This window comes from Limnoglobus sp. (genome assembly GCF_059499385.1).
In genome coordinates this window covers 1-18,022 of the sequence record NZ_JCABYM010000011.1, presented here as the reverse complement: position 1 = coordinate 18,022, position 18,022 = coordinate 1, and the positions used below count along the sequence as shown (strand labels likewise).

Sequence of the window (18,022 nt, the reverse complement as noted above, 5' to 3'; positions counted from 1 at the left end):
GGAGTTCTTCATGGTCGCGTGCTTCGCCGTGCTCCTGACCGCGCCCGGGCTGAACGCCCCCGGCGACCGGGCGCTCGCCAGCAACCGGTTGCCGGCGGGCGTCATGCTCCAACTCTGCGACGGCAACGCCTTCCGGGGACCGGCCCTCCGCCACTGGCGGGCGTACGTCGATTCCCTGCTGGTGTGGAACGTCTACCACTACTACGGCAAGTTGACCGGCGACGGGAAAAAACTCGCGCACCTCAGCAGAACGAGTTCCAAGCCGGATGTGGAGGCCGTGCAAGAGGTGCTGGGGCTGGTCGTCCAGCACCGCTCCGCGGCCTGCCTACGGGCGTTGGCCCTGACCTCGCCGCTGTCGGTCCTGACGTTTCCCACTACGGAAATGATGTACGCCCGACGCTCGACGTTGCCGTCCACCCTCTGTCCCATGGAGCGGGCGCTGGGCCAGTACCCGGCCGAGGCGGTGGGGCCGCTGTTGGACCTCTGCGTCGAGTGCGCCCTGAGCTATCCCAAGAGTTGGGTCCCCCCGTCAGTCCTATGGGCGTTCGTGGGGCGGGAGGACATGTTGGTGGCCTCGATGGACCACCTCGAAACGGCGGCCGCGGGGCTGATCAAAACCGAGCGGGGCCGGCAGACCTTGAGCAACCTTGTCTACCAACTCGAGCAGGCCAACTGGAAGCGCGTCCGCAACCGGGACGTGATCGCGCGGTGCGCGAAGCTGAAGGCGGGGCTCCCGGAGACGACCGCGAAGCCGGCACCCGCCGCCGACCCGCCGGCCGCGAAGCCCGAAAAACCTTGACCGCACTCCCGGCGAGCCGGGGGGACGTTCAGCCCGAACCCCGTCATGCGTCGTCGGCCATCGGCGGCGGTGGCGAGGTCGCGGGCGTGCCGGACTGAGTGTACGAATTATCATTATACCGGTCGCGTCAACCCAGGTGGCCATTCCGCCACGGGGGGCCACCCGTGGCGGTGGCGGCGGTGGCGGCGGCACGTCACTCCACCGTCCACACGTCCTCGGCCTTGAACAGGTCGGCGACCACGCCCTTGCCCTTCTTCGCCACGTTCTCCGCGATCTGCGCCTCCAGCAGCTCCTCGTAGCACGGCTTGCGGAACGACCGGTACGTCCCCAGCACCTCCGGGAACTTCGGCCCGACCATCCGGCTCAAGAGCGTCGCCAGCGTCGGGTCCTCCGTCTTCTCGTCGTGGACCAGCAGGTCGTCGATCTGGCAGTCCTTGCCGACCTCCACCACCTCCGGCGTCAGGCCGTTCAGCCGGATGCCCTTGTTCCGGTCCTTGCCGAAGATCATCGGCTTGCCGTGCTCCACGTACAGCAGGTTGTCCGCCTTCACGCTCTTGTCCGTCGCGTAGGCCCACACCTCGTCGTTGAAGATCTTGCAGTTCTGGTAAATCTCCACGAACGCCGCCCCCTTGTGGGCGGCCGCCTTCTGGAGCGTGTCCGTCAGGTGCTTCACGTCCACGTCCACGGTCCGGGCGACGAACGTGGCCTCCGACGCGATGGCGATCGTCAGCGGCCGGATCGGCGTTTCCAGCGAGCCGGTCTTGCTCGTCTTCGACGGCGTCCCGGTCCGGCTCGTCGGCGAGTACTGGCCCTTCGTGAGGCCGTAAATCTCGTTGTTGAACAGCAGGATTTTCAGGTCGATGTTGCGGCGGAGGGCGTGGAGCAAGTGGTTGCCGCCGATGCTCAGGCCGTCGCCGTCGCCGGTGACGACCCAGATTTGCAGGTCCGGGTTGGCCAGCCGCAGGCCGGTCGCGACCGTGGGGGCGCGGCCGTGGATGGTGTGGAATCCGTAGGTGTTCATGTAGTACGGGAACCGGCTGGAGCAGCCGATGCCGGAGACGAACACCATCTTCTCGCGGGGCACGCCGACGGTGGCGAGCGCCTTCTTCATCTGGGCGAGGATGGAGTAGTCGCCGCAGCCGGGGCACCAGCGGACCTCCTGGTCCGTGGTCAGCTCTTTCGCGGTCAGGGTCGGGAGGGTGGTAGCAGCCATTGGAATCGGGTTTCGGGTTGGAGGTTTTGGCGAACGGCACGGCGTAAGCGTGCCGGTGTCCGGCGAACTACCGGCACGCTTACGCCGTGCCGTTCGCCGGGCTTAGAGCGCGGAAAAAATCGCTGCCTCGATCTCGCTCACCAGGAACGGCCGCCCCTGCACTTTGTTGTAGCCCTCCGCCGGGGCCAGGTATTTCGCGCGGAGTAGCCAGCAGAGTTGGCCGCTGTTCAACTCGGGGACCAGAATCTTCTTGTACTTCTTCAGCACCGCTTCCGTGTTCTTCGGCATCGGGTTCAGGTAGCGGAAGTGCGCCTGCGCCACCTTCTTGCCGCTCTTCCGAACGCGCTCCACGGCCGTCGTGATGCTGCCGTAGGTGCCGCCCCAGCCGATCACCAGCAGGTCGGCGTCGGCGTCGCCGAGGACCTCCAACTCCGGGATCGTCTGGGCGATGTTCTCGATCTTCTTCCACCGGGTGTGGACCATGTGCTCGTGGTTGGCCGGCTCGTAGTTGATGTTGCCGGTCACGTCCTGCTTCTCGATGCCGCCGATGCGGTGCTCCAGCCCCGGCGTGCCGGGGATCGCCCACGGCCGGGACAGGTACTGGTCCCGCTTGTACGGCAGGAACTTGCCGGCCCCGCCGCCTTCCCCTTCGCCGCTCTCGTGGACCTGGCCGTTCAGCCCCTCGCCGTTCGGCTTCGTCGCGTGGACGATCTCGATCTTCGGCAGCTTCGCCACGTCGGGGATCTTCCACGGCTCCGACCCGTTGGCGATGTACCCGTCGGACAGCACGAACACCGGGCACATGAACCGCGTCGCCACCTGCACGGCCTCGTAGGCGATGTCGAAGCAGTCCACCGGCGACTGCGGGGCGAGAATCGCGACCGGCGACTCGCCGTTGCGCCCGAACATCGCTTGCAACAGGTCCGCCTGCTCCGTCTTCGTCGGCAGCCCGGTGCTGGGGCCGCCCCGCTGGATGTCGAGGATGACGAGCGGCAGTTCGGTCATCACCGCGAGGTTGATGGCCTCACTCTTCAGACAGATGCCGGGGCCGCTCGTCCCGGTGACGCCGATCGCGCCGCCGAAGCTCGCGCCGAGGGCGACGCCGATGGCCGCGATCTCGTCCTCGGCCTGCAGCGTCTTGACGCCGTGCCGCCGCATCTCCGGCTGGCTCAGGTCTTCGAGGACGGAACTCGCCGGGGTGATCGGGTAGCCGGAGTACACGAGCGTCTTGTTCGCGGCGTGGCTGGCGGCCACCAGACCAATCGCGAGCGCCTCGTTCCCGGTGATCTTGCGGTACTTGCCCGGCGCGATCTTCGCCTTCGCCACCTTGTACTGGACCGGCAGCAGTTCGACCGTCTCGCCGTAGTTGTACCCGGCCTTCAGCGCCGCCGTGTTCGCGTCCAGCACCGGCTTGTGGTCGGCCTTCTTGCCGAACTTGTCCTTCAGCCACTTGAGCGTCGCCTCCAGCGGCCGCTCGTACAGCCAGTACACGAGGCCGAGGGCGAAGAAGTTCTTGCACCGGTCCTGCTCGCGGGGGCTGAGGCCGCAGTCCTTGACCGCCTCCTTGTTCAGCTTCGACACCGCGACGCGGACGACGCGGTAGCCGGCCAGCGACCCGTCTTCCAGCGGGTTCGTCTTGTACTTCGCCTTGTCGAGGTCGGTCTGGGCGAAGGCGTCCGTGTTGACGATCAGGATGCCCTCTTTCTTGAGGTCCCGGAGGTTCGTCTTGAGGGCGGCCGGGTTCATGACGACGAGGGCGTCGAGCACGTCGCCGGGGGTGTGGATGTCCTGGCTGGAGAAGTGGACCTGGAACCCGGAGACGCCGGCGAGCGTGCCGGCCGGGGCGCGGATTTCGGCCGGGAAGTCGGGGAACGTGGCGATGTCGTTGCCGAGGACGGCGGCGGTGTCGGTGAACCGCGTGCCGGCGAGCTGCATGCCGTCGCCGGAGTCGCCGGCGAACCGGATGGTGATCGACTCGACCTCTTGGACGGTATGCGTGGCGTTACGGGTGGCGGCAACCTGAGCCGGGGCGGACCCCCCGGCGGAACTGGTGGGAGAAGCCATTCCTGAACCTCAAACGTATCGGATAGTCGGCGGAAACGGGACCGACTCCGGGAAGTAATTTTGGTGAGAAAGCCGGTTCAGATGTTATATCGGTCCCACCGTCCAAATCCGAGAGCGCGAACCGAAAACGGGCCGGGCCGTTCTCCTCATATCTCGTCCCGAACCACCACGGCTACCCCGCCGCGCAACGGCGAGCGTCACGGCGTGAGCGTGACGTGTCTCGTCCCACGCGGGACAGGCGGTCACGCCTTGTAGAACCCTGAGCGGAAGCGACGGGGTGAAGCGCCTCCACCCCGTCGCTTCCGCTCAGGGTTCTACGAAGCCGGTCGTTGCGGTTTCGAGACACGTCACGCTCACGCCGTGACGCTCGCCGTTGCGACGGCAGGACGACAACTTTGGACGCTCCGAACCCGCCGGGTTGCGGCGGAATGCAATTTTTTCCACCGGGGGTTCGCGGTCGGCTACCATACCGGCATTCCGACCGAGGACGACCATGCCCGTTCCAGTGACCTGCTCCGGCTGCGGGGCGAAGATGAACGCCCCGGACAACCTCATCGGCAAGCGGGTGGCCTGCCCGAAGTGCAAGACCGGGTTCGTCATCCCGGACCCGAACGCGGCCGACGGGTTCGAGGTCGTCGAGGAGGAACCGCTGGCCGTCGCCGAGGTCGTGGACGACGACCCGCCGCCGGCCGCGACCCCCGCCGCCGCGAAACCGGCGTCGAGTCCCGGCGTGGCAAAGGCCGCCCCGGTGGTGACGAACTCCAAAAAGGGGAAGAAGCCGAACGCCCGGCGGAAGAAGCAGGTCGATGCGACCGACTACCTGACCCGCGTGAACGGCAAGCCGGTCGCCGTTCGTGAGGGCGAGGCCCCGCCGCCGCCGATCCCCCGCAAGAGTCCGCCGCGGGACTAGCGAGCAGACTTCCGAAGTCCGGCTTCGACTTCGGAAGTCGAGGGGAAGGGGGCGGTTGCCGACCCCGCGACCGCGATTGCGGCGTTCGACTTCCGAAGTCGAAGCCGGACTTCGGAAGTCAGTCTTCGCCCCGAACCGGAAGCGAGTCCCGCCATGCCCATCTCCGTCCTGTGCCCGAAGTGCTCGATGCGGGTGACCGCGCCGGACGAGGCGGCCGGCAAGAAGGCCAAGTGCCCGAAGTGCGCCGCGACCATGCTGCTGCCCGGCGGGTCGGGGCCGTCCGCCGTCCCGCCGCCGCGGAAGCAGCCGCCGGAGGAAGAGGACGAACGGCCCGTGAAGAAGCCGTCCGGCCGCGAGGAGGAAGACGAGGAGGAAGACGAACGCCCGCCGCGGAAGTCGGCCCGGCGGCGCGACGAGGACGACGAAGACGAGGAGCGACCCGCGAAGAAGTCCTCCCGCCGGATCGCTGCTTCCGAGGACGACGAGGACGAGCGCCCGCGGCGGAAGTCCCGCCGGGACGAGGACGACGAGGAGGACGACGACGACCGCCCGCGGAAGAAGGGGAAGGGCAAGGCGACGAAGAAGGGCGGTCCGCCGCTGCCGCTGCTGATCGGCGGCGGCGTGCTGCTGCTGTTACTCGCCGCGGGCGGGGCGTACTTCGCGTTCAGCGGAGACAGTTCCAGCGGGACCGGCGGTGGCGGCGGTGGCGGGCCGAAGGGTGTCAACTGGGTGGCGTTCAACGCCCCGGACGGATCGTTCTCGACCGCCTTCCCGGACGCCGCGCCGACGGACCTGGACCTGGATTCCCTGATCCGCCAGACGCAGAAGGCGAACGCGACGGAGGAAGAGGTCAAGATGGCCAAGGACATGATGACCGCGTTCAAGATTCAACTGACCGGGTGGAGCGGGGCGCGCGGGGGGAAGAACTTCTTCGTCGTGGTCACGACCATCCCGCCGGGCATGCCGGTGAACCCGAACATGGACGCCGCCATCGAGCAGGTGGCGAAGGTGTCCGGGTCGAAGATCGTGGCCAAGAACCCGTTCTCCCACGGCGGGCTGCACGGCATGCACTTCACCCTCCACGACCCCAAGAGCAACAAGTGGGTGGTCACCCGCCAGGCGCAGGTCGGGAAGGGCAAGACGGTCGCGCTGTCCGTCATGGCCGAGACCGAGTTGAAGGACGACGACGCCGAGGCGAAGGCGTTCTTCGAGAAGTTCCAGTGGAAGCAATGACCCCCCGCGTTTGGGCGTGCCGGCAGCACCGGTTCGCGATCGGCGTCCGGCCGCTCGTCCTCGGCATCGTCAACGCCACGCCGGACAGCTTCTCGGACGGCGGCACGTACTCCCCCGTCGAGCACGCGCTGAAGCTCATCGCCGACGGCGCGGACCTGTTGGACATCGGCGGCGAGTCCACCCGGCCGGGGTCGCAGCCCGTCCCCGTCGAGGAGGAGCTGCGCCGCGTCGTTCCCGTCATCCGCGAGGTGATGCGGCAGCACCCCGTGCCGATCTCGGTGGACACGAGCAAGGCCGAAGTCGCGCGGCCGGCGCTCGACGCCGGAGCGGTCGTCATCAACGACGTGACGGGCCTCCGCGACCCGGACATGCCGGCCGTGGCGAAGGCGGCCGGGGCCGGGCTGATCGTCATGCACATGCAGGGGACACCGGCGACGATGCAGGTGAACCCGCAATATGCGGACGTGGTGCGGGAGGTGTCGGACTACTTGAAGCAACGGTTCCGCGAGCTGACCGACTTCGGCATCGACCCCGAGACCATTTCCCCCGACCCGGGTATCGGGTTCGGCAAGACGGTCGAGCAGAACCTGCAACTCCTGGCGAAATTGAATCACATCTGTACCGGCGAGTTGGCGGGTCGGCCGCTGACGCTCGGCGTGTCGCGGAAGGGGTTCATCAGCAAGGCCGTCGGCCGCAGCGGGACGGCCGACCCGATTGCGAATCGCGTGGCCGGGTCCCTGGCGCTGGCGTGCTTCGGCATGGCGACCGGCGGCGCGAACATCTTGCGGGTCCACGATGTCCGTGAGACCGTGGACGCCGTTCGGCTGTATGAACTGACATATAGCGGTGGGCTTGCCCACCGTGCGGCCGAGTCTTCGAGGCCGCAGGACGTTCCTCCCGCGGAAAGCTGATCCCGATGGGAGGAGCGTCCCCGTGGGAGGCAGGCGGTGCGGGTTCTCGAAGACTCGAACCCGCACGGTGGGCAAGCCCACCGCTATATTTCCAACATGACACTCTCCGACTCCTGCACGGCCACCGCCCGCGCCGCCCGCGCGGCGGCGACGGCCCTCGCGACGGCCACCGCCGACCGCAAGAACGCCTGGCTCCGCGCCGCGTCCGACCGCCTTCAGAAGGAAGCCGCCACCGTCCTCGCCGCGAACGCGAAGGACGTGGCCGCCGCCCCCGGCTACGGCCTGTCGGCCGCGAGCATCGACCGGCTCACGCTCACCCCGGCCCGCATCGCCGCCGCCGCCGACGGGCTGCGGCAGATCGCGGCGCTGCCCGACCCCGTGGGCGAGGTCCGCGAGGGCGGCGTCCGGCCGAACGGCCTGCAAGTCCTGAAGGTCGGCGTGCCACTCGGCGTCATCTTCTTCCTGTACGAGTCGCGGCCGAACGTTACCGCGGACGCCGCCGGGCTGTGCGTCAAGTCCGGCAACGCCGTCATCCTCCGCGGCGGCAAGGAGAGTCTGCACTCCAACGCCGCGCTGCACGAACTGCTCGCGAACGAGCTGCCCAACCACGGGCTGCCCCGCGACGCGGTGCAGCTGGTGACGACGACCGACCGCGACGCCGTCGGCCACTTCTTGAAGCTGAGCGAGCTGATCGACCTCGTCATCCCCCGCGGCGGCGAGAGCCTGATCCGCCGGGTCGCGGCCGAGGCGACGATGCCGGTGCTGAAGCACTACCTGGGCAATTGCCACGTCTACGTGGACCGGGCCGCCGACCTGGACATGGCCGAGCGGATCGTCGTCAACTCGAAGACGCAGCGGACCGGCGTGTGCAACGCGGCCGAGAGCTTGCTCGTTCACGCCGGGATCGCGGAGCGGTTCGCGGGGCGGATCGTCGAGGCGCTGCGGGCGAAGAAGGTCGAGGTGCGGGCGTGCGACGAGACGCGGCGGTTCGTCCCGGACGCCGTGCCCGCGACGGAGGCCGACTACGCGGCCGAGTTCCTGGACCATATCATCGCGATGAAGATCGTCCCCGATTTGTCCGCCGCGATCGAGCACATCAACCGGTACGGGTCGAAGCACACGGACGCGATTGTGACAGCGGACTTGGCGGCGAGTCGGCGGTTCGTGGCGGAAGTCGATGCGGCGGCCGTGATGGTGAACGCGAGCACGCGGTTCAACGACGGGTTCGAGCTGGGCCTGGGGGCGGAGATCGGGATTAGCACGGACAAGTTCCACGCCCGCGGCCCGTGCGGCCTGCGGGAGCTGACGACGTACAAGTACGTCGTCACCGGCGACGGCCACGTCCGCGGGTGACGGCAACAATTGTGGGACACGGAGCGGAAGCGATGGGGTGCTGGTCCCGCACCCCGTCGCTTCCGCTCCGGGTTCCACAAGACTATCGCCGCACCTTCTCCGCCGTCGTGCCCTGCTCGCCCTTCCGCAGGACGTACCGGACCGGGAACGACTCCGTGAAGTCCTCCTGGTGCGACACCAGGATGATCCGCTTCAGGTCCCGCTTCAGCTTGTTCAGCTCGTCGGCCGTCGCCCGCAGGCCGTCCTTGTCGAGGCTGCCGAACCCCTCGTCGATGATGACGCACTCCAGCGGCCGGGCCTGCCCGGCGGCGAACCGGCCGACGGCCAGCGCGACGGCCACCGCCACCCGGAACTTCTGGCTGCCGGACAGGTAGCTCACGTCGATCGGCGGCGACCCGTCCCGCCGCACCCGCAGGGCGAACGCCTCGTCCGGCCCGTCGTCGGCGTGATCGAGTTCGATCGACAGGTCGCCGTCCGACAGGTTGCGGACGGTGTCGTTCGCCAGCCGGACGATCTCCGCCTCGGCCGTGCGGACCAGCTCCCGTTGCAGCCCCTTCTTGCCGAGCAGCTCGTCGAGCCGCTTGTGAACGCGGGTGGTAGCCTCGGCCGCGGCGATCTGCATCTTCAACTTCACGAAGTCATCCGCCTGCTGTGTGAGGTCGCGGAGCGCGTCGCGGGCGATGCCGAAGGCAGTGTCGGCTTGCTTCGCGACTTCGGCCGCGGCCTGCTGCCGCCGCTCGGCCTCCGCGACCGGGACGCGGGCCGCCTCCGGGATGGCGGCGGCCTTCGCCGCGCCGTCGCGGAGCTGCGCGTCCCACTCGTCGCGGCGGGCGGCGTCCTCTTGCCACTGCCGGAACCGCTCCGCGACCCCGCCCGTCGCGAGTTGCTGCCGTTCGCTGATGAAGTCTTGAAGTTGTGCCGCGGTTGTGGCGACCCACTCGTCGGAAAGTTGTCCGGCGAGGGTGGCGAGGGTCGCGGCGTCGGCTGCTTGATTCGTCTCGGCCTTCTGAACCGCGGCCGCCAGATCGCGGACCTTTTTCTCCAGTGGGGCGACCTTCGGGTCGGCGAGCTTCAGCGCGTCGGCTTGTTTCGTCTGCTTCGCCCGTTCCTCGGCCGCGAGTTTTTCCAGCCGCGTCGCGTCGGCGTCGGCCGCCGTCAGCTCGGCCCCCAGGGCCGCGGCGTCCGCCGTGCCGCCGAACGCGGCCAGGTTCTTCCGCTGGAGTGCGAGTTGCTGCTTCGCCGCGTCGCGATTCTGGATCGTCGTGGTGAGGACGGCCTGAGCTGTCGTCGCTTTCGTGATGGCGTCGCCGGCCGTTTTCCAGTCCTTTTCGGCGCGGGCGAAGTCGGCGGCGTGTCGGCGAACTCGGTCGGCGATGTCGGCCCGTTCCTTCGCCGCGTGGTCCTCGGAAACGACCTGGCCGCACCGCGCGCACTCGACGCCGACCGCCACCGTCGCGAACTGCTTCTGCTCCTTCTCCGCCTGCTTCAACAGCGTCTCGGCTTCCGTCTTTGCGTCGCGGGCGCGCTGCTCGGCCCCCGTCGCCGCGGCGAGTTTTGACCGCAACTCCCCGGCCTGCGAGTCGAGCGTTGGGTCGAACGCGGCCACCTGCCGGTCGAGCGCCGCGATCTCCTCGGCGGCGGTCAGCAGCTTTCCCTTCGCTTCGATGCCGTCGTGGAGCGATTTCGCGGCCCGCGCGTGGTCGGACGCGGCGGCGCGATGCTCCTCGATAACGAGCTTCAACCCGTCGATCTGGTTCTTCAATTCCTCCAACGATTCGGCCGCCGCCCGGTGGTCCTCGCGGAGCTTCCTCGACGACACCTCCGCCGCCGGCCGCGCGTCGCGGAGCGGGACGAACTTCTCCAGCGTCGGCAGCACGCGGGCCAGTTCCGTGAGCCGGTCGTGGTCCGCCCGAATCCGGTCCGCGTCCTTCGCCCGTGCCGTCGCGTCGGCCAGCTTCGCCTCCAACTTCCGCCGCGCGTCCTCGTGTTCGGCCCACTGTTTCGCGAGCGTCACACGTTCGGCCGCGGCGTCCTTCTCCGCCTCCGCCCGGCCCTTCGCTTCCTTCGCGCCGTCGCACGCTAGCGCCGCCTCGGCCAGTTGCGCGTCCGTCACCTCCGGCGTCGTTTCGCGCTGCGCGAGCAGCCGGTCCAACTCGGCCTCCTTCTTCGCCGCGTCCTTGTGAACGTCGTCGGACAGCTTCTTGTACCGCTCGGCCGCGATGATCTTTTTCAGTATCTCGAGGCGCTTGGTCCCCCCGGCCGCTAACATCTCGTCCGCCTTGCCTTGTCCGAGCAACACAGAAGTTTGGAACGCATCGTATCCCATGCCGAGCAGTAGCTCGGACCATTTTTTAGCCTCTGCAACAGAGTTCACCCCGGTGATGGCCTTCCATGCTTCGCCCGTGCGCTGCTCGACACGGGCCGTCGGCCGGCCGTCGATTTTGGTGTTCCGCGTGATCCGGTAGTCGATCCCGTTGAACTCGAACTCGAACTGCACGGTGAACCCGTTCTCGCCGTGCCGCACGAGCTTGTCCGGGTGCTGCTGTCCGCCGCGGTGCGCGCCGAACAGGCAGAACGTGATGGCGTCGAACACGGCCGACTTGCCGACGCCGTTCGGCCCGCCGACGACCCACAGCGGCTCGTCGTCGTCGAACGCGATCACCTGCTTCTCGCCGAAGCTCAGGAAGTTTTCCAGCGTCACCTTCTTCGGGATCATGCGTCACCCGCGGCTTTCAAATATGTCTCGGCGAGGGCCAGCACCGCGTCGCGGTCCGGGTCGCCGGCGAGTTGTTCGGTCAGGTAATCGCGCACCGTCGTTTCGAACCCGGCGCGGGGCGAGAACTTCGCCGGCGCGTCCGTCGGCACGTCGGCGTCGGCCCACGCGATGGCGTGCCACCGCGGGAACAACTGCCGGAGTTGCCGCGCGACCTCGTCGCGACTCATCGCCGTCGGCGGCGACACGGTGAACCGCACGATGGCCGTCTCGCGGTCCTGGTGTTTTTCCGCAAGGGTCGGCAGCTCAGCGTCCGGGTCTTTGAGGGGAATGTCATAAAACGGCGTGCCAGGAATCGGCAGCCACGTCGGTATCACCGCATTCGCGCCATCGATTTCCAGAAACAGCACGCCGGGGTCATGTTTGTCGTCGAACGCCAGCCGGTCGAGGCTGCCGGGGTAGCGGACGTTGTCGGCCCCGCCGAGCGCCTGCGGCTTGTGAATGTGCCCGAGGGCGACGTAGGCCCAGCCGGGGTTTAGGTCCGCGAAGTCGAACAGGATGTCGTCGCGGTCCGTCATCTTGTACAGCGAATGCACCTCGGACCCGCGGACGTGCAGGTGCGCGGCCATCACCGTCGGCAGCGCGTGGTCGAGCTTCTTCGCCGCGTCCTGCTGAATCCACGCCGCGACCATCGAGTGGAGGAGCCGCGATTCCTCCTCCTTCGTCTTGTACCCGGCCGCGTCCAGCTCGTACCGGCTGGCGAACGGGTACGGCACGAGGACGAACTGCACGCGGTTCCCGGCCGCGGACTTCAGGGTGGCGACGGCCCGGCCGTTGAGCAGGTACATGCGGCCGGGCGGGAGCGTGCCGTCCGCGCCGGCCGTCGGGGCGGCGAGCGTCATGCCGGCCCGGACCATGTTGATGCGGCCGTCCCGGTCGTGGTTGCCGGTGACGGCCAGGATCGTGCCGCCGCGGGCGAAAAACGGCGTGAACGTCTTGCGGACGTGTTCCAGGGCGCGGGTCATTTCTTCGACGGACGCCTGTTCGCTGAACACGTCCCCGGCGATGAGCAGCACGTCCGCGGCGTGCTCGTCGCACAGTTTGGCCACGACCTCGACCCGCGATTGCAGGTCGGCGGTGCGGTCGAGGCGGCCGAGCTTGTCGCACAGGTGCCAGTCGGCGGTGTGGATGATGCGCATGGTCGGAATCCCTTCGGCAGTTCGCCGCGGTTCTTGGATTTGTACCCTCCCCCCTTGAGGGGGAGGGTTAGGGTGGGGGGTAAAGACGGTCGCGCACGGGAGGGGCGTTCGATCCCTCGGTGACGCTTTTTCCCCCCACCCTAACCCTCCCCCTCAAGGGGGGAGGGGACAAGAAGTCGCGGCGTGGGCATCATGTTCTTGCACCCGCCGCCCGACGTGTGACGCAATAATCTCAGAACGCATCCAAATCGGCCGCCGACGCCGGCGGCACGCCCTGGTCGCCGCCGCCGCGGGCCGTCGGCGGCTCGGCGTCGTTCTCCGACAGCGCGAACGGCGGGAACGGGACCTTCGCCAACATCGGCTCGCGGAAGCTCGGCTGGTACAGCAGCTTCTCGTCCGGCTGCAGCTGCGCCGCCGCCGACCGCGCCGAGTGGTTCAGGAACTTCCACACGTCCGCGCCCAACTCCAGCGTCCCGCTGCGGCCGACGGCCCGCACCGCCGCGTTCTCGATCACCCGCGGCTTCACCAGGCTCGCCTGCTGTTGCGCCCCGAACAGGATGATCCCCTGGCTGCGGCCCTCGGACGCGACCGTCTCCAGCTTCTGCGTGATCGGGTCGGAGCTGTCCTTCGGCGCGAACCGGTTCAGCTCGTCGAGCGTGATGAGGTACTTCAGGTTCTTCACCTGCTTGGCCGACTGCGTCTGTTGGATGCGGTGGAACACGGCCGCGACGACGAACCGCTGGAGGCTCGGCGTGGCGTGCAGGCCGTACAGGTCGATGACCATCGGCGATTCCACCCCGGCCTGCGGAATCTTCAACGGCTTGCCCTTCGGGTCCGACCGGCGGAGGACGCCGTTGCCTTCCTGAACGATGTACTTCAACCGCCGGAAAAAACTCCCCTTCGTTCCGGGTAGGAAATCCTCGAACAGGCTTTTCCCTTTCTTGACCTCCTTGAACCATTCCAGGAGTTCGTCGAAGGTTTTGGGCGCGTCGCCCGTCGTTCTCAATCGCGGGTCGTCGGCCGTGCCGCTCGTCAGCCATTCCTCGACCTCGCCGACCAACCCGCCGAGGTTCGCGGTCCCGATCTCGTCCTCGGAGAACAGGAACTTGAATAGCCCTTGCTCGATGATGTCGGACAGCGACCAACTGTACGCCTGCACGTCCGTCGTTCGACCGCCCGTCCGGATCGGCGTCGTCTCCTCGCGCGCCTGCGGGGCGAAGAACTCCGGCTTCGCGAACGGGGCGGGGTCGTCCACGCCCATCGTCCGCCAATCCCCGCGGTGGGCGTTCTCGTCCTTCTTGAACTCCCGGTTCCACCGGTCAATGAAGAACAGGTCGAAGTTCTTCACGTTGAACACGACCGGCACGACCTGGAGGCGGTCCGGCGCGGACGGGAAGGCTTGCTTCAGCCGGCGGACGTGGCGGAGGAGCAGCCAGTTCATCGTGAGGAGCAGCGTCGATTTCGTGCCGAGGCCGGCGATGCCGTTGACGTTCAGGTGGCCGCCGTTCTCGCCGAGGAGGAACGCGAGGTCGAGGACGGCGTGCCCGGCGAACTGGTTGTCGCCGCCGTTGCGGAGGAGGCCGACGGACAGCGGTTGCTTCATCTTGTCGATGCCGTACCCCTTGCGGGCGGCCGCCGCGTCGCCGAGGAAGACCTCGCTCTCCTCCGTCGGCGGCGTGTGCGCGACCGGCTCCGTCCGCAAGATCGCGACCTCGGCGTAGGTCACGCCCTCGGAGTCGAACGGCGGCTTCTCGGCCGTGCGGCCGTCGAACCGGGCGGCCTCCTCGCCGACGTCCTTCTGGCGGCTGCGGCGGTAAACTTCCTGCACGATGCCGACGAACTCGACCTCGCGGGGGCCGACGGTGCTCTTCGTGGTGACGATCTGCGTCCGCTCGACGGCCTGGGCGCGGTCCACCCAGAAGTAGAAGACGCCGCTGGTGGACTCGTGCTCCGGCGGGGCGGCCACGCGGCCGAGGGCGGTCCGACTCACGATTCGTTCCTCCGAAACAACCCGGCCTGCCGGTACAGGCGGTTGACGAGCAGTTGCAGCGGCGTGAACAGCGGCTTGAGCGCGTCCTCGGCCCGGACGATCGGGTCGAGCGACACCGGCATCCGGGCGTAACTGTCCGTCCGGCAGCGGGCGTCGATCAGCCACCGGGACAGGCGGTTGACGAACCCGAAGTCGCCGCCGAACTGCTTCTCGAACTGCCCCCACGGAACCTCGACGCGGACGTACCCCCAGTTCGGGGCGAGCTGCGGCCCGCCGGCGAGCTTCAGGAACCACGTCGCCACCTCCGGGCTGCCCGGCCGATTGATGCGGACGACCGGCGACCGCTGGCCCGGCCGCAGGGCGTAGAGCGTCCGGTAGCCGTGGGCGTGCAGGTACGAGCCGAACTGCCGCTTCGTGATGCCGATCAACAGCGGCGATGCCGGGTCCGGGTTGCCGACCACGTCGTCGAGCGGGCCGTCGATCAGCGTCGGCACGGTCCGGTCCGCGGCCAGCGCCAGCCGCTCGAGGTACTGCATCTCCTTCTGGGCGCGGTTGTACGCCTGCGTCCGCATCAGCTCGTAGTCGAACGGGCTGTACTTCCCCTCCGGCCGGTTCGCGGGGACGAGCCGGAGGTCGAGTTCCGGCTTGTTGGCGACCGCGGCCGCGAACTCCTCGACCTGCTCCCACGGGAACGGGTCGGCGTAGAACGACAGCACCCGCTCGACGGCCGCGAACTCCCGCTCGAAGTGGCGGTCCACGGTGCGCAGGGCGACCGCCCCGACCTCCGCGAGGTACATCGGGATGCGGTAGCCGTCCGGCCGCGTCTCGAGGCAGAGGACCGGCTGGCCGAAGTGCGACCCGTCGATGAACCGGACCGGGAACTCGCCGCCCTTCGCCGGGGCCTCGCTGACCGTCTGCGGTTGCCAGGCGTCTTCATTCACTTCAAACTGCCGGTCGATGACGGCCTTCTGTTCCTCCCCCTCTTCATCCACTGGGATGTTCGGCTGGGGCGGCGTCGCGCCGACGGCCGACGCGCCGTACTCGCGGAGGAACCGGGCGACGGGGTCACTCATGGCCCACCCCCAGCGTCTTCAGCCGGAACTGCGCCGCCTGCCGGCTGACGAGCAGCTCGCTCGCCAGCCGGTTCGCCAGCACCAGCCGCGGGCATTTCTCGACCTTGTACTCGGCCCGCATCTCTTCCTCCCGCGCCCGGCAGACCTCCTCCGGCATGAGCAACTCGGCGGCGAACCGGTTCGCCTCGCGTTCCCGCTGGCCCTCGGCGTCGTCCGTCTCACTGATGGAAGCGTCGGCGATGAAGTCGCCCATCACGTCCCGGTGCAAGACGGCGTGGCCGAGTTCGTGGGCCGCGGTGAACCGGCGGCGGGGCAGGATGTCGTCCGCCGTCACGAACGCCCACCCGTCGTCCGCGACCCAGTACAGGCAGCCGGCCAGCGGGGACGCCGGCTCGCCGACCGGGCCGACCGGCATCCCCTTCGTTTGAAGGAACGCCGTCACCGCCCCGCACGACAGGTTCGGCAGCGCGACGTGGTTGAGGTTCAGTTCCTCGAAGAACTGGCTCAGCAGGACCGGCCCGCGGCGGGTCGGATCGACCGGCAACTTGCACTTCACCCGGAGGCGGGCGACTTCCGTGGCGATCACGTCGGGTCCTCCGGCTTCGGGCCGCGGCGGGCGGCGAGTTGGTAATCGGCCGCGAGCGTGTTCGCCCGCATCCGCACCGTCAGGGCCGCCTCGCGGAACGCCTTCCAGTACTCCCGCGGGGCGACGCCGAACTTCTTTTCGGCGAACTCGATGAGCGCCGTCAGCCCCAACTCGCGGGGCAGCGGCTCGTCGGAACTTCGCAGGGCGTCGTTGAGCCGCCACCCGTCCGTCGGGACGCCGCCGGGCGGGGCGCGGAAGAGTTCGTCCGCCACGTCCGCGAACGTGACCGGGCCGGCCGCGGGTTGCACGACCCGCGCGGCCGGCAGGTGCTGCTCGACGGCCGCGGCGACGGCGGCGGTCGTCCGCTCCTGTTCTTCCTCGATGATGAGGGCGTGAATCTCGTGGAACGCGGCTTCCAGGTCCGGGTCGGCCGCAGCGAGCAGCCACAGTTCGTCTTGCGCGGCGAAGTCCTCCCGCTCGACGGCTTCCAGGTAGCGGGCGGCCGTCACGTCGATCCAAAGGCGGCGGTCGTTCGGGGTCATGACCGGTCCTCCTTGTCGGGGGCGGCGTGGGCCTTCAGCTCGTTGATCGCCCGGTAGTACCTGGCCCGGACGTTCACGTAGGTGAGGCTCGTCCGGGCCGCGATCTCCAGGAAGTCGCGGTCCTCGAACAGCTTCATTTTGATGATGGCCCGGTCGTCCGGCCGCAGCTTCGCGAGGAATCGTTCGGCCAGGAACCGGCGGTCCGCGGGGTCGTCGCCGGGGGCCGGGTGGGCCGGGGCGATCGCCTCCCAAAGTGTACGGTCGGCCGGCTCCAGGGCGGGCAACTTCCGGGCGCGTCGGACCTCCTCGTGGGCGACCCGCTCGAGGATGCGATACAACCAACCCCCCACGTCGCCGCGGCAGCGGTCGGGGTCGAACCGGTCGCGGAGTTCCAGGACCCGGAGCCTCGTCGCCTGGACGATGTCATCGACCTCCAACCGCAGGAACGGGTTCTTGATCGCGACGGCGCGGGCGTGCCGGCGGAGCTTCTCCTCGGTGGCCGGGTCGCTGAGGGCCGCGGTCAGCGGGTCGTCGGCCGGCGCGACGTGCGGCGGCGGGTGGGTGGTCGCACTCATGGCGGAAGCGGTCCTCCGTGGGGTCGGACACCATGAACTTGTCGGCAACGACGCCGGTGTGACAGAAAACCGTCGGAATGTTGGGGACGCGCTCATCATGGCCCGATCGAGCCAAAAGGGGGAAACAAAAAATGCAAAATGGCCGCCCCGTCCCCGCACGATCCAAATTGCCCGCACGTCGCATTTCCCCGACGCGAGAAACTCCCCCGAACGAATGATTGACCCGTCGCCGGCGGGCTACTATGCTGTATAAAAGTTGGACACCCCGCCACCCTCTCCGGGCAAGCCCGGACGAACGCTAGAATAACTCGCCGCTCGGCCCGCGACCTGCCGGTAGCCCGACCGCCGAGGAAACTCTCCCCTGACAACCCGCGTCCAAGTCCGGCAGCCCGAAACCGGCCGCGGGATTCGAGTTTCGGATTTCTACCCCTTCAGGAGATCGCTCGTGACGAACAAGCAGAAGTGCCTGGGGTCGCCGCTGGGCCGGCGGACGTTCCTCCAGGTCGGCATGGTCGGCGGCATCGGCCTGACGCTCGGCGACTTCTTCCGGATGCAGGCCGGCGCGGCCGAACCGACCGCGGCGACGAAGGGGCCGAAGGCCGAGGCGTGCATCCACATCTACATGCCCGGCGGCATGGCCCACCAGGAGAGCTGGGACCCGAAGCCCTACGCCCCGATCGAGTACCGCGGGGACATGACGCAGATTCAGACGAAGATCGAGGGGGCCGTCTTCAACGAGTGCCTGCCGAAGACGGCCGCGATCGCGGACAAGATCACCGTCGCCCGCGGGATGACGCACGGCGAGGCGGCCCACGAGCGGGGCACGCACAACATGTTCACCGGCTACCGGCCCAGCCCGGC

General features: G+C 68.5%; 15 protein-coding genes and 1 tRNA gene. 6 read left to right on the top strand and 10 right to left on the bottom strand.

What is annotated here, in order from left to right; genetic code table 11:
* Positions 1 to 10: 10 nt before the first annotated feature.
* A complete protein-coding gene (locus AC5JJ2_RS01585; protein WP_495856213.1) occupies positions 11 to 799 on the top strand; it encodes a hypothetical protein in 789 nt (262 codons plus the stop codon).
* 193 nt (positions 800 to 992) lie between these two features.
* Here AC5JJ2_RS01585 and AC5JJ2_RS01580 read toward each other — a convergent pair whose 3' ends face one another.
* Positions 993 to 2,012 (bottom strand): 2-oxoacid:ferredoxin oxidoreductase subunit beta, encoded by a 1,020-nt coding sequence (locus AC5JJ2_RS01580; RefSeq protein ID WP_495856212.1) that lies wholly within the window; start codon positions 2,010 to 2,012, stop codon positions 993 to 995.
* A gap of 102 nt (positions 2,013 to 2,114) precedes the next feature.
* Positions 2,115 to 4,076: a 2-oxoacid:acceptor oxidoreductase subunit alpha gene (locus AC5JJ2_RS01575; RefSeq protein ID WP_495856211.1), complete on the bottom strand. Its 1,962-nt coding sequence runs from the start codon at positions 4,074 to 4,076 to the stop codon at positions 2,115 to 2,117.
* Positions 4,077 to 4,569: 493 nt separating this feature from the next.
* Here AC5JJ2_RS01575 and AC5JJ2_RS01570 point away from each other — a divergent pair, with 493 nt between their 5' ends.
* The 3 genes from AC5JJ2_RS01570 (at position 4,570) to folP (ending at position 7,130) form a co-directional block, all read left to right on the top strand.
* Entirely contained in the window at positions 4,570 to 4,986 is a 417-nt protein-coding gene (locus tag AC5JJ2_RS01570) for a hypothetical protein (protein ID WP_495856210.1), read from the top strand.
* A 153-nt stretch (positions 4,987 to 5,139) separates the two neighbouring features.
* On the top strand, positions 5,140 to 6,219 hold the full coding sequence (locus tag AC5JJ2_RS01565) for a hypothetical protein (RefSeq protein ID WP_495856209.1): 1,080 nt from the start codon (positions 5,140 to 5,142) through the stop codon (positions 6,217 to 6,219).
* The gene (gene folP, locus AC5JJ2_RS01560) at positions 6,216 to 7,130 is read left to right on the top strand and encodes a dihydropteroate synthase (RefSeq protein ID WP_495856208.1); all 915 of its coding nucleotides are present in this window, start codon (positions 6,216 to 6,218) and stop codon (positions 7,128 to 7,130) included. The genes AC5JJ2_RS01565 and folP overlap by 4 nt, the downstream gene beginning before the upstream one ends.
* A gap of 30 nt (positions 7,131 to 7,160) precedes the next feature.
* On the opposite strand, the gene AC5JJ2_RS01555 is transcribed toward folP, so the two are convergent.
* Positions 7,161 to 7,260: transfer RNA gene (locus AC5JJ2_RS01555), tRNA-OTHER, on the bottom strand.
* Between AC5JJ2_RS01555 and AC5JJ2_RS01550 the strand changes: the two genes are divergently transcribed.
* A complete protein-coding gene (locus tag AC5JJ2_RS01550) occupies positions 7,227 to 8,483 on the top strand; it encodes a glutamate-5-semialdehyde dehydrogenase (protein ID WP_495856207.1) in 1,257 nt (418 codons plus the stop codon). The two genes, AC5JJ2_RS01555 and AC5JJ2_RS01550, sit on opposite strands and share 34 nt — an antisense overlap.
* Before the next feature lie 82 nt (positions 8,484 to 8,565).
* Here AC5JJ2_RS01550 and AC5JJ2_RS01545 read toward each other — a convergent pair whose 3' ends face one another.
* The 7 genes from AC5JJ2_RS01545 to AC5JJ2_RS01515 form a co-directional block, all read right to left on the bottom strand.
* Complete coding sequence (locus AC5JJ2_RS01545; RefSeq protein WP_495856206.1) at positions 8,566 to 11,199, bottom strand: AAA family ATPase; 2,634 nt, start codon at positions 11,197 to 11,199, stop codon at positions 8,566 to 8,568.
* Positions 11,196 to 12,395: a metallophosphoesterase family protein gene (locus AC5JJ2_RS01540; protein ID WP_495856205.1), complete on the bottom strand. Its 1,200-nt coding sequence runs from the start codon at positions 12,393 to 12,395 to the stop codon at positions 11,196 to 11,198. Before AC5JJ2_RS01540 ends, AC5JJ2_RS01545 begins: the two co-directional genes overlap by 4 nt.
* Positions 12,396 to 12,627: 232 nt before the next feature.
* Positions 12,628 to 14,385, bottom strand: coding sequence for an ATP-binding protein (locus AC5JJ2_RS01535; RefSeq protein ID WP_495856204.1), 1,758 nt, complete (start codon positions 14,383 to 14,385; stop codon positions 12,628 to 12,630).
* Positions 14,382 to 15,458, bottom strand: coding sequence for a hypothetical protein (locus tag AC5JJ2_RS01530; protein WP_495856203.1), 1,077 nt, complete (start codon positions 15,456 to 15,458; stop codon positions 14,382 to 14,384). The genes AC5JJ2_RS01535 and AC5JJ2_RS01530 overlap by 4 nt, the downstream gene beginning before the upstream one ends.
* Positions 15,451 to 16,044: an ImmA/IrrE family metallo-endopeptidase gene (locus tag AC5JJ2_RS01525; protein WP_495856202.1), complete on the bottom strand. Its 594-nt coding sequence runs from the start codon at positions 16,042 to 16,044 to the stop codon at positions 15,451 to 15,453. The genes AC5JJ2_RS01530 and AC5JJ2_RS01525 overlap by 8 nt, the downstream gene beginning before the upstream one ends.
* Positions 16,041 to 16,586, bottom strand: a complete 546-nt coding sequence (locus AC5JJ2_RS01520) for a hypothetical protein (RefSeq protein ID WP_495856201.1) — start codon at positions 16,584 to 16,586, stop codon at positions 16,041 to 16,043. Before AC5JJ2_RS01520 ends, AC5JJ2_RS01525 begins: the two co-directional genes overlap by 4 nt.
* A complete protein-coding gene (locus AC5JJ2_RS01515; RefSeq protein ID WP_495856200.1) occupies positions 16,583 to 17,161 on the bottom strand; it encodes an RNA polymerase sigma factor in 579 nt (192 codons plus the stop codon). The genes AC5JJ2_RS01520 and AC5JJ2_RS01515 overlap by 4 nt, the downstream gene beginning before the upstream one ends.
* A 508-nt stretch (positions 17,162 to 17,669) precedes the next feature.
* On the opposite strand from AC5JJ2_RS01515, the gene AC5JJ2_RS01510 reads away from it, so the two are divergent.
* On the top strand, positions 17,670 to 18,022 hold a 353-nt coding region (locus tag AC5JJ2_RS01510; RefSeq protein ID WP_495856284.1), incomplete at its 3' end, for a DUF1501 domain-containing protein.